Annotated in this window: 6 protein-coding genes; all 6 read right to left on the reverse strand. The window is 37.6% G+C overall.

Annotated features, from left to right (window positions below; translation table 11 throughout):
* Positions 1-188: 188 nt before the first annotated feature.
* The 6 genes from DSM02_RS09285 to DSM02_RS09310 all read right to left on the reverse strand — a co-directional run bounded on the left by DSM02_RS09285 (position 189) and on the right by DSM02_RS09310 (position 11,699).
* Positions 189-2,777 carry a S9 family peptidase gene (locus DSM02_RS09285; protein ID WP_128765362.1) on the reverse strand — a complete coding sequence of 863 codons (2,589 nt, stop codon included), beginning with the start codon at positions 2,775-2,777 and terminating at the stop codon, positions 189-191.
* Between the two features lies 1 nt (position 2,778).
* Entirely contained in the window at positions 2,779-4,809 is a 2,031-nt protein-coding gene (locus tag DSM02_RS09290) for a TlpA family protein disulfide reductase (protein WP_128765363.1), read from the reverse strand.
* Between the two features lie 15 nt (positions 4,810-4,824).
* Positions 4,825-6,180: a RagB/SusD family nutrient uptake outer membrane protein gene (locus DSM02_RS09295; protein ID WP_128765364.1), complete on the reverse strand. Its 1,356-nt coding sequence runs from the start codon at positions 6,178-6,180 to the stop codon at positions 4,825-4,827.
* 15 nt (positions 6,181-6,195) lie between these two features.
* Complete coding sequence (locus tag DSM02_RS09300) at positions 6,196-9,762, reverse strand: SusC/RagA family TonB-linked outer membrane protein (protein ID WP_128765365.1); 3,567 nt, start codon at positions 9,760-9,762, stop codon at positions 6,196-6,198.
* 82 nt (positions 9,763-9,844) lie between these two features.
* Complete coding sequence (locus tag DSM02_RS09305) at positions 9,845-11,047, reverse strand: FecR family protein (protein ID WP_128765366.1); 1,203 nt, start codon at positions 11,045-11,047, stop codon at positions 9,845-9,847.
* Positions 11,048-11,144: 97 nt separating this feature from the next.
* A complete protein-coding gene (locus DSM02_RS09310; RefSeq protein ID WP_128765367.1) occupies positions 11,145-11,699 on the reverse strand; it encodes an RNA polymerase sigma factor in 555 nt (184 codons plus the stop codon).
* Positions 11,700-12,700 lie beyond the last annotated feature (1,001 nt).

Genomic DNA, 12,700 nt, shown 5'->3' on the forward strand with positions numbered 1-12,700 from the left:
TATTTAATCGGTTAGACACAGGAAATATAGGGGTGAAGGCGTCTATAAATTACCTGCCACCCCGATTAAATAGATATTAATGGATTTATAGTTAGGGGCTAATAAGCTGAAAGAATTTTAAAATTGGTTACTAAAGAGTCAGAATACTTCAGTAAAGTTTTAAGCTTGTAGTTTGAAATATTTAGAAATCACATCCAAGAAGGTTTTTCCTGTTGCTTCAGATAATAATCAAAAAATTCCTGCATTCTTTTGCTCCAGTCTTTTTGATTGGATAATTCAGATAAAGTGTGAGCTTCATCTTTATAGTTGATTAACCAAGCTGGTTTAGAAAGCCGTCTTAAAGCAAAAAAGAGACTCAAGCCTTCTTCAAAAGGTACAGAAGTATCTCCTTTATTGTGAAAAATCAAAACCGGGGTGGTTATATTATCGGCTTGAAATACGGTTGAATTGCGAATGTATGCGTCCTGGTTTTCAAAAAGGGAACCTTCCATTCGGTATTGATCTGCTTCAAACTTAAACATATTAGACAATCCATTACCTCTGTAGCCGAGATAACTCGATGTGAAATTAGAAACTCCAGAACCTACAACGGCACAGGTAAATAGGTCTGTTTTGGTTAGAACAAAGGAAGTCTCGTATCCTCCAAAACTGTGGCCTTGGATGCCTATTTTACCTTTAGCCGTGATTTTTTCCTTTATAAGGTACTCTAAACCACTTATGGCACAATTATAGGCGCTAAGTCCGGGGTTGTTATACGTGTAGTGAATGTCTGGCTGAAATACTAAATAACCCTCGCTTAAATAGGTGGGTATATTGATATTACTGGAGCTGTACTCAGGTATTTGATAGTTGTGTAAATCCTGTGTATGTTTTTCATAAAAATGAACAAGCAAAGGATAGGTTTTTGAGGCATCATAATCCTCAGGGACATATAAAATCCCTTCATTTAATTCCTGATTAAAGTTCTTCCAGTTTATAAGTTTTGCTTTGCCCCACTTATAGTCCTTTTGTTGACCGTTGAGTTCTGTAATCATGGTTCGTTTCTTAAAATTTTGGTCTGCTATCCATAAATCAGGAAATGTGCTATAGTTTTCTTTATTAAAGAGGTAGTGTTTTTCATTACCTGAAATGCTTATTACATCAAAATTATAATCGGCATTTTGTGCTAAAGCCTCTACTTTTTTGGAGCTGAGACGGTAAATACCTCTTGCCTTAGTAGTAGTGTCAAACCCTTCTAAAATGATACCTTCCAGATCTACTTTTTCAATATAATCATTGCTGTTAAACCTCAGTTCAACTTTATGTCTTCGTCCATATTCCTGTGTTAGGGAATAGGGTTTTTGCTTTTCAGTAAGGTCAAAAGCCCAAATGTCATACCGGTCGTAGAGAAGCACTGTGTTACCATGGTTTATCCACCCGGCTGCGCCATAAGCATCTTTGCGGTGCCCTGTATCTTGTGACTGATTTACAAAAGAATCCTGAGGGGAATTAAGAAGCGGTTTAAAATTCTGCTCTGGTGTGGTGGCATCATACACCAGCCAAATTTCTTGCGTTTCGTCAAACAGCAAAGCATAGTTCCCAGAAGGACTCCAGATGGGATTGTTGTTGATTCCTTTTTTGATAAGCTTTTGGTTCCCGGTAAGAGCATCTAGGATATAGAGATCATGACGTTCATTAAACTTCCAGTCTACTTCTGTGAGATAAGGCGTATTATCGGTCTTGAAAAATTTAGAAAAATTTATCGTATTGGGCTTAATAATATGATCGTAGTCTGTAGCCAGCTTTTTAAGTTGTTTGGTTTGTAAATCATACACATACACAGGGTCTTTTACCATGGGTTTCGAGTTGCGTATTTTTGCTTCCCTGCGTAACATAGTGCCTTCGTCCCATTTCCAGATGTCGACATTACTTTTTGGGATAGCTTGTGAGCTGTATTTATCAAATTCAGCCTGAAGTTGTAAGTACACAAAACGGGTATCTTTTTGAACCGGATAGGCTATTCGGGATACGGAATAATTTGCATCGTCTAATTGAAGATTTTCAAAATCTAAAACAACCTCGTGTTTTTTCAATTTTAGATCAAAAAAATGCAGCATGTTTGCTTGCCCGTTGATTTGGGTAGTAAATGTTACCGCCAAACCGTCGGGGTTCAGGTTGTAATTGCCAAATTCTGAAGCCTTACAGCTGTAGATGGTTTGATAAGGGCCATTAATGGGACCTGATTTTAAAAACGTTTTATCTCCTACCATCTGGGCGTATACAAGTTTGTTTAAACCGTAAAAATTATAGGAAAGCAGTTTGTCAAGACTGGTGCTGTCGTTTTTTTTAAGGTCGTAGATGACCAATTGGGTATTGGCATTATCTGGCGAAGCCTTAAAAGTGGTATAGTACAAAAAATCAGTATTTTTGAGGACATTTGTGTAGGCTTGAGATTGCCAGAGTCTAAACTTTTCTGTATCTAAATTGTGCAGGTAATTTTGCCCCTTCTTTTCATAAAGCACCCAGTTACCCGTCCCAACAAATTTAACCGAGCTTACATCTTTTAGAACCTGATTTTCTGAGGTTTTGGTATTAACGATATAGGTTTGCAGGGGATTTTCTTTTTCAAAATCCTGATACACCGTGTTGTAGGCAACCCAATCTCCGGTATAGGAAATTTCAGAAGATTTGATATATTTCCATTCTTGATATGCAGTGCTGTCTATATCTTTTTTTTGAGCGGAAAGCCCCTGCATCACTATAAAAATAGCGATGCAGAGTATAGTTTTTCTAATCATATCAGTTTTCAGATTTTAGCATATCAATAACAGCATTCATTTCATCTTTGAGCTCATCAGGATTGCCCGAGTAGCCTTCAGATGTAAACCGTATTTTTCCATCTTTGATAATTACTTTTCTGGGGATGCCGCTCGAGTTGAACAGGGAAGCGAATTTTGAAAAGGTCTTGGTGTTTCTTTGGGCGTTTTCAGTTTTCTTATCAAATAAAACCGTCATAGTATCTAAATGATACTTTTTAAAGTAGGAGGCTGTAACTTCCTTATAGTCTTTTGAAGTCTCACTGGTATTGATAAAATAAAAAGCTACCGTTTTGTCATTTTGATAATTCTCAACGAGCTGTTGCATTGCCGGAAATGATTTTTTGCAAGGCGCACACCAGTTTGCCCAGAAATCCAGGACGATGATTTTATCTTCTGAAGGGATTCTAACCTCTTTTCCTTTTTGGACTTCAAAAATCAGTTCTGGAGATTCTTCATCAATAAGGTCGCTTTGGATCCGGTCTTTAAGCCCTTTGTTTTTAAAACTGTTTAAATACGAATCAAAGCCGGCATCGGTTCCTTTTTTTACGGTATAAGTTTCTTTTAAAAGTTCTTTCAATTCTGGAGTGAGCGCTTGGTTTGCAGCGGCAACTTCCAGTTGCTGCGTTACTTCTTTATGTTCCTGAAGCAAGGCTTTAATGTAGATTTCATTGAGCTCAGAATCAGTGTATTTAGCTTCTGAAGAAAGATAATCCCCATATTTGATTACCTCACTGGGCTTATTCAGTTCGGCCGAGATACGCATTTGTACCCTTAGTTTGCGATTTAATTGTTCTTGTGCATTATTCAGTGCCTGTTGCGGCGATAAGTAGATCCCCTGTACATAGGATGCATCATCAAGTTTGGCAAGCAGTTCTGCGATGATAGCCTGAGATAATTCGTTTAAAACCGGAAAGGGAACAGCCTTATAATGATAGGCCTTAGAAATGGTAAAGTGATAGCCTTCGATCAGGTTTGCAAAATTCAGTTGAGGCAAGAGCGTCTTCAGTTTATCATATTCTTCGTTATTAAAATAGTCTTCAAGTAAGAAATTATAGATAGTCCTGTAGAAAAAAGGTTGCCCTCCCTCTAATTCGGTAATCGGATATTTCTTAAGAAATGCTTCAAACTGCTTTACCTTCGCGCTGTGATCTGTAACCTGAGATGCAATTTGAAAGGATTTTAACTGTGCAGTACGTCCTTTTGGAAAGCGTTTTAAGAGTACCTCGCGGAGGGAATCTGCACGTTTTTCATCCTTTAGGTCAAACGCATACAGATTGTACATTTTAGCATATTGATCTTCAGTCAGGTCTGTATACGTGTTTAAAAATTGACGGGCAAGAACGTGGGCAATAGTATCAAATTGTTCAGGCTTTCTTATTTTTGCGATTTGAAAATAGGTTTCTACAAAACGCGGAAAATTTTCCGGATGTTCCTGAATTTCTTTTTTTACCCAAAATTCCGAAGCTTCATCTGAGGCGCTAAACTCCCTGAAATACTGTCCAAAATCAGTATTAAAATTAGAATTTCTAAAGGTGCCCCAGGCAACATTACTTCCGGGTATTTTTTGGTTTTCGGAGTCTACGGTAGTAAAAATATAGCCCTGATCCTGATTGGTGTCAGAGATTATACCTTCAGAAGTGTTTGCATAAAATTTGAAGGCCAAGAAAGCACAATCCTTGGGGATTTGATAGGAACAAGCATAAACAGCTCCTTTCTGTGTGATTTCAATATCATCCAGCTTCCACGTATAATTTGCATATATATACACCAGACCTTTTACATCCTTAACGTTTTCAAGACCATTTTTTGGGACATAGGTAAATTCTGCCTTAGTCCCCACTTTGGGTGGGTTTTTCAACCCCGGTAACAATTCAGATTCCTTACTGGATGGTTCTGCAGACAAGCTGATTTGCATTGTGCCACTTGTTCCGTTATTCGTTGTTTTTTGGCAAAAAATAATGCCGCTATTTAGCGCTGCTACTACAAGCAGCGCTAGTGTGAGTTTTTTCATAAATACGTATATTTTTTATTTACCTAATTCCGGATTCAGGTCTATATAATTCTGGAAAATAGGAAAGACATAACCATCAGAATTAGGTTCTAATACATAGGTTTCCCCTTTAAAAATACGGGTAAAGGTTTGCTGATATTCAGAATCAAGATTTAAACGCCGTTGATCAAACCAGCTAAATCCCCTGCCTATAAGTTCTTTGGAACGCTCAGTGATGACATAATCCATAACTTCCTCAGGTGAGCTTGAGCTGAGCTCATAAGCACTTCCGCTCTGATACCGTTTTTCCCGTAGATCATTAAGATATTTTAATGCATTCTCAAGATCGCCAGATCTGGCGTATGCTTCTGCTGCAATTAAATGCATTTCGGGTACCGAAGGCCCTACGTTTACACCGGTGTTAAAATTGTAGTTCGAAATACCAAAAGCCCTACCAGTAAAACTGGGATAGACATTAGCTCCATCAATCGTATAGTAATCATAACGCAGGTCATCATCTTCAAAACTCATAATCAGATCTTCAGATAGCGGAGCGTTATGATAGCTAAAGAGTAGTGTTTTTGATAAGAGAATCTCTGGGTTTTCAAATAAAGGAGGGTAATCATAACCTGAGGAAAAGGCGTTGAGATCTATTAAAGACCCCTCTAAATCCAGCGCTTCCAGCGAATTATCAAGCGCTAGATCATAATTACCCATATAAAGATAGGTTCTGGCCAAAATAGCATAAGCCGCTGCCTTTGTGGGCAGGGTATTAAATTCTGCATTAACCTGAATAGAATTATCGAGTGATTTTTGAAGATCTGAAAGAATCAGCTCATAGACCTCAGCAACACTAGTGCGATCCAACTCAGTATACAGGCTGGGAGTAGTTAAAAGAGGAACAGCCTTTGCGGTGTTAGTACCCTGTGGGTCAAATTGAGGCGCATAGGTATTTACCAGTTGTAAATAAGCAAAGGCACGGTGTACGTAGGCTTCGGCAAGGATTTCCTGCTTTTCAGATGCATCACCTCTCTCGCTTCCCATAACACCATCTATTACGACGTTACTGTAATAAATAGCTTTATACAGATTATTCCAGTCAGCATCACTTTGGGACTCATTATAAATGGCGTCTTTCCAGGTATAGGCATTAGCCCAAATGGGAGATACTATATCCTGATACGTTTCGGGAAATTGAATTTCGGTACTTGAAATTAAATAAATACCTCCCGAGTTTTGAAAATTACTTTGATTATTTACCAGCGATCGGTAATCTGCAGTATACTTTAGTACCCGTGTATTGCCTACAGGGTCTATTTCTACGTAATCACTACAACCAGTGATCATAAGCGTAGCCAATAAAATGAATATACTATATATAGGAGTTTTCATAATGTGTTTTTAGAATTAGAAACTTAGACTTACACTAAGGGTGTAATTACGCTCTGGAGGAAGGGTGCTGTAATTATTAATCGACCGGTATAACGGATCGATTTTTTGATCATTTGCCCTCCATAAAATACCCAGGTTGCGCACAGCAAGGTTAAGGCTCGCAGCTTTGAAGAAGCTATCCCCAAAGAAAGAAGCCGGGAGGTTATAACCAAGTCCTATTTGTTGCAGGCGGATGTGATCTGCAGATAATACATTGATAGATGCATTTTTAAACCTGTTGATACTGTTGAAATTAAGATTGCTTAATCCGGGAACATTGGTAAAGTTTTCGTCACCGGGATTCATCCAGCGTTCCGCGGCAAGCCCCTCTCTGCTTACCGGTCCATAGTGAATTCCTGAAAAGGAAGGATAGTTTGATAAAACCTGATTTCTGAATACGTGACCCATATAATAGGTCATTTGAATAGTAAGCGACCAATTTTTGTAGTTGAAATTGTTAAAAAACCCACCGGAATAGGGTGCACGGGTGGTACCCATATAAACCAGGTCTTCCGGATTAACGTCTACTATGCCTTGATCTGAGTCAATGATATCCCCTGCAGCATTATAGATTTGAGACTGCCCATTTTCATCGAGACCTGCCCAGTTGTAAGCATAAAGACTGGTTAAGGGTTTGTTGAGAATAGGTGCTGCACCAAAGTATTGATTAGTGGTGGTTACTTCAAACCTGGAGTCTGTAACTTCATTGGTATTATACCCAAAATTGAAAGTGCTTGACCAACTCAGGTCACCATTGAGTATAATGCCTGTAATACCCAAGTCTATGCCACTTCCCTTAAGGGTTCCTGTGTTATAGGTTAGGAATGAAAAGCCGTAGGTAGGATTAAAAGGAACATTGGTAAGAATGTCTAATGATTTTTTAAAATAGACATCTACATTACCCGAAATTCTTCCGTTGAATAAGCCGTAGTCAAGTCCAAAGTTCCAAGATTTTGTGGTTTCCCATTTTAATTCTGCATTTTCTGGAGTGGAAATAGTTCCTACAGGCAATTGGGTGTTAAAATCTGTTGAAGTATTTATAATAGGATAGATGTTACCCAACCCTCCCGGAGGCGTACTGCCGGTTTTACCATAAGTTGCTCGCAGGCTTAAAACACTCAGCCAGTCTGTATCTTCGAGAAAGTTTTCTTTAGAAATATCCCATTTCAAACCCGTAGACCATAAAGGCATGATCCGGTTTCTGCTTGAAGCTCCCAAAAGGTTGTAATCATCAAGTCGCAAACTTCCTGAAACATGATATTTATTTCGAAAGGAATAAGAGCCTAAACTGTAATAAGAAGCAAAACGATTTAAGTATTTTCCAATACTATTGTCAGAACTCCCTATAAATGTATCCCACCCATATACAGTTGTATAATATTCGGTAGGGTTTACAGCTTTAAAAGTATTGGAATCTAAATCATAACCATAAACAGACCGGGCTGCCCTTTCATTTTTCTCTTCCCGGGTTTCCAATCCTATTAAGAAATTTAAATTGTGTTGCCCATTAAAAACTTTGTCAACAGTTGCCTGAAGCCTTAGGGATTGATCTTCGGTAACGTCATAGGAGCTGTAGCGATAGGCACCTAAAGGAATTCCATAGACCAGTCCACCCGCTTGAGTATAACTTGTGGCTTCGTTAATCAAATTGCGGGTATAATAGCTTTCCTGCTGGTTGATTTGCTCAACTTCATCCCGTATTTTATTATACCTGCCGGAAGCAGAAACACGTAACCAGTTTGTAAGATTTGCAGTCAGTTTTGCCGTAAATCTAAGGGCATTACCGGTGGTGATATTGTTATTATAATTTAGCTCGTCAAGATAATTATACGTCCATGGAAGGTAGCCTTTACTGGTTAGATCATCTATTACGGCTGGGGTAAATTTTAAATATCGGTCTATACCGTTTCCATTCGCATCTGCAAGGAGGTCATAAGGCCGCAACGATGAATTAGAAGCAAGGGACAAGGCTTCGTTGGATGTGGTGTTTAAATTGTATTTAGATTTTACGTAATTAACACCGGTTTCAAGGGTAAGATAATCCCTGATATCGAAACTATTATTTAAAGTAACGTTATACGACTTAGAAGAGTTGCTTTTCATAGCCCCTTTATCTTGATTATAACCTAAGGAAGCATAGTAGGTATTGTTTGTTCCCCCTCCAGAGACCGAGAAGTCATATTGCTGCGTGATCTTATTTTGCAAAAGATAATTGTTAACCTGACTTGAATTATCACGAGAAGCGAGTTCAGCGATAATGGCATCACGTTCTTCAAGGCTTATTTCTCCGCGTTTTTCCTGAAAATAAGCAGTTTGTAAGGCGCTTGGGTTAGCGGCCTGCCAGTTTGAGGAATTGTCTACTATGTAATTCTTTTCAAGCATTTCTAACTCCAGGTCCACGTATTGTGCGCTGTTCATTTCCCTCAGTTTATCTAAGCTGATTTTATCACTTATGGTTACGGTTGAACTTATATTGACAACCGGGGCAGATTTTTTTCCTTTTTTAGTTTCGATCACGATCACCCCGTTTGCAGCTCTGGAACCCCAAATCGCAGTTGCTGCTGCATCTTTCAATACAGTTAGGCTTTCAATATCATCGGGGTTTAAATAGCTGAGTATGGCATAACCCGGGTTAGCACGGCTTTTAGTAAATGAAAATTCTTCCGTAGACATAGGGAACCCGTCAATGACAATAAGAGGAGGCGTAAGCGAATAGCTGTTTGTTCCCCTTATTTCTATGTTACCTGTACGTGGATTTACATTTACGCCGGGTATTTTTCCTTCCAGGCGCTCATTTAAATCTATAGTGGGAACTTTTTGTAATTCCTCCTTTGAAACCGATGCAAAAGATCCTGTTGAACGTTCTTTAGGAATTTTAGTATACCCATTTGATTCGGCAGCGGTTACGGTGACTGCATTTAATTGCTCGATGTCTTCTTTCAATGAAATGTTAATGACCGTTCTCCTGTCAACAGGTACTTTAAGTTTTTTTAATCCCAGATAGCTAAACAGAAGTGTATCTGTAGCTTGGACTGTAAGCCTGTATTTCCCGCCATCACGGGTAATATCCCATTTCTTTTTATGAAGAACTTCTACTGTAGCCCCAGAGATGGTATTGCCAAACTCATCAGATACAGAACCGGTTAAGGTATAGTCTTCCTGTTGTATCTTGGAATCCCTTTCAAATCTGGGCTTAATGGTGATGAGATTTTTATCTGCAAAAGCCGATTTAAAATCGTTCCCAATGATTTTTGGAAGAAGTTCTGAAATAGCAATATCAGCTTCCTGTATCGAGATGATTTTATCGCTATTGAAGAGATCACTGCTGTAAAAGAAATCTACACCTGTTTGTTGCGTTATCAATTTCAGGACTTCTGAAATGGGTTTCCTTTCTACATCGATGCTTACCTTTTGTGAAAAGGCAAATAGGGATAAGTTGAGAAAGAAGATTGATGTGAAAAGGGATTTTCTCATAACAACCATAATTTTTGCTGAAATACTATTTGTAGTATGCCCACACGAAGCAGGTAGTATTTTTTTCATACTTTTAAATGTTTAGTTTATTAAAAAATGGATTTGATGACTAGACTTAATTACCGGGAAATGTTGGCGCATTTTCCGGTTTCTATTTTTTGGTAATATTTAGTTCATAATGATCGTTACTTTTTTGGGTTAAACTGTAATTAATAGTTGATGTTAGCTTGATGATTTCAAGCAACTCTACAAGGGTTTTATTTTTATCGATCACTCCGGTAAAGCGTACTTTATGGAGATCACGATCCTTAAATGTGAATTGAAAATCATACCAGCGTGCCATTCGCATAAGAATTTGATCCAGCGGGACTTTTTCAAAATAGAATTTGCCGTCCTTCCAGGCCGAAGCGATTGTAGTATTTACATCGGTTACTTCAAGCTTATTGGTGTCTTTATACAAGGTAGCTTGTTCTCCGGGTTTAAGAACAATCGGGGGATCACTTGCATAGTCTTCTATATTTGAAAGTTGAACTTTTCCTTCAGTTAGCGTGACGGCATTAAAAGGATCTTCAGCATAAGCACTTACGTTAAACTGTGTACCCAGTACATTGATGTCTGTAAACGCTGTGCTAACTATAAAGGGTTTCTCCCGGTTTTTGGCTACTTCAAAGTAGGCCTCTCCCTTTAACACGACTTTTCGGGTATTTCCTATAAATGAAACCGGATAATACAAGTAAGACTCAGAATTCAACCAAACACGTGTGCCATCTGCAAGACTCAAGTTATACACGCCACCTCTGGGAACGAACAGAGTATTATACGACTCAGCAGAATTGTTTTTACCTGCTGAGTAAATCAGGGTATTGTTTAAGTTAACTATAGAACTGTCCTTTTCGATTATCGCATTTTGTGTGTTTTCAAGAGTAACTCGATCTCCATTACTTAAAATAAGAATAGCTTTTTTTGAGCCGGGTGCAAGATCTGTAACTGGATTAAGAGGAAGCTCATTCTCGGTTCTGGTCACAACAAAAATGCCGGAGCCTATCCCAATGGCCAGGATTAAAATAGCGGCGTACTTATAATACCTGTTGAAAAACGAAGTTTTGGGATTTTCGTAGGCTTTAATTCGTTTTAAAACCCTTTGATAAGGGGTATTGGTATCTATTGAGGACGACAAATCTTGCCTTGCTCTAAATTTGACACTATTAAAAGGCTGAAGCTTTTTATTGGCTTTTGAACTTTCAGCCAATAACCTATCTAAGCCTTTTTGTTCCTCTTGAGAAATGATGTTTAAGCGGCTTTTGGCTATAAGTTTAGCCAACTCAAACACTTTTTTATAACCTTCAATTTTCATTTAAACTCTTTAACTTTAAGATAGCTTAACATCTTCTTTACAGTTATAAGAGTCTAAAAGCCGAAAATGGGTGGAAGGTTTTTAACTTTTTTTTTGATTAATTCGAACCAATTAAGAGTAAAAACAAAATAAAAGGATGGTTTTTGAGCTTTTCCTTTAGTAATTTGATAGCTCGTGTTCGTTGAGATTTTACAGTATTGACAGATATGTTAAGTCTGGATGCGATTTCCTTATATTTTAAACCTTCTATTACCGATAATTCAAAAATCTCTTTGCAGCCTTCTGGCAACTGATTTAATTGTTCAATTAAAATAGCGTAAACTTCTTCTTCTAAAATTTTGTCGTCAAAATCTTCATCCGAATCCGGAGTAAGTTCTTCATGGAGTGCTATTTTCTCTTTCTCTTTATTTACAATGCGGTAGGCATCATTACGAACCATCGCATAGAGATACGACTTAATGTTTATTACATTTTGAAATTTTTCCCTGTCCCGCCAAAGTTGGAACATGGTATTCTCAACGATGTCCTCGGCAGTTTGAGTATCAGAAACAATTTCTTTAGCGTAGGTTAAAAGACGCGGGTATAGTTTATGAAAGATATTCTGGAAGTATGACTCATCAATAGTATTTAAACCTTTTCTGTTCAGATTGATCTTTAATTAAATTAGAGTAAATTCAAAAGTAATGAAAAATTAAGATTTTTTTAGGAATTGAAGGCAGCATTTGTAGTCTGTAAATACGATATGGTTTGATTTAAATAAGGCAGGCGATGGGTTAGAGTACTTTAATATATTCCCAGATCTGTAATTGCTGAGATTATAGAATTGATACCAATTATTTGGTTTAAATGGTTTTATCCGATAACCCTGAATCTTATGTTTGGAAAGAGGATTTGGTTAAATGCCTAAGAAAGATTCTGGCTCAGGTGAATACCTTTAAGCACTTGTATGCTCAAATAGATGCGTTCGTGTTTATCGCAAAAAAAAAGATCTGATAACAATTGGTTTGTAGGTTCACTTACAACCAGGGGTTCGCGTTAAAATGAAAATCCTGATAATCGATTGATTAACAGGATTTTTGATATAAACCGTGATTTGGATCGTCGGGATGAGAGAACTATATTCGAATGAAACTTCTCCTATATACCGTGGTTTAAAGCCTATTAATTTCAGTGATACACCTTATTGCCGATTTCTAGTAAAATTAGACTAAATGAGCGTAACTAAGATTAATATAAAGTTATGAAATTCTTCTATATATGTGAATTTTAATTATTGAAATTTTCATAAAGTTCTCGTAGAAAACACTCTCCTTTCTTAGCAAATTCATTACATCTTTTTCATTTGAATATTCAGTTAATGTGTCATCGTTTAAATTATCCATATAATGGTAGGGACGGATTATGGGAACCACTAAAAACAGCAATTATGAGCCACTCGAAATTTTGTTGTAGTAAATTGTAAGTCAATGCCTTATTAGTTGTTTTGGTATGTTCTTTCTATTCCGGAGAAGTGGTATACAATGCCCGTTTTTTGCAGCCTATATGAGCAATCTGCGAAAAAAAAAAGCACATCTGTATTTTATGAGCACTCTTAAACTGTATGATTAATCTTATGGTAATATGTGCTTAACACGTGATAATAAGGAATGTAAT

It is taken from the genome of Leeuwenhoekiella polynyae (genome assembly GCF_004104075.1).
GTDB classification, from domain to species: Bacteria; Bacteroidota; Bacteroidia; order Flavobacteriales; family Flavobacteriaceae; genus Leeuwenhoekiella; species Leeuwenhoekiella polynyae.

Coding starts and splice junctions, on each gene's coding strand:
- DSM02_RS09300 (WP_128765365.1), bottom strand. CDS start 9,762: ATGAAAAAAATACTACCTGCTTCGTGTGGGCATACTACAAATAGTATT.
- DSM02_RS09290 (WP_128765363.1), bottom strand. CDS start 4,809: ATGAAAAAACTCACACTAGCGCTGCTTGTAGTAGCAGCGCTAAATAGC.
- DSM02_RS09305 (WP_128765366.1), bottom strand. CDS start 11,047: ATGAAAATTGAAGGTTATAAAAAAGTGTTTGAGTTGGCTAAACTTATA.
- DSM02_RS09285 (WP_128765362.1), bottom strand. CDS start 2,777: ATGATTAGAAAAACTATACTCTGCATCGCTATTTTTATAGTGATGCAG.
- DSM02_RS09295 (WP_128765364.1), bottom strand. CDS start 6,180: ATGAAAACTCCTATATATAGTATATTCATTTTATTGGCTACGCTTATG.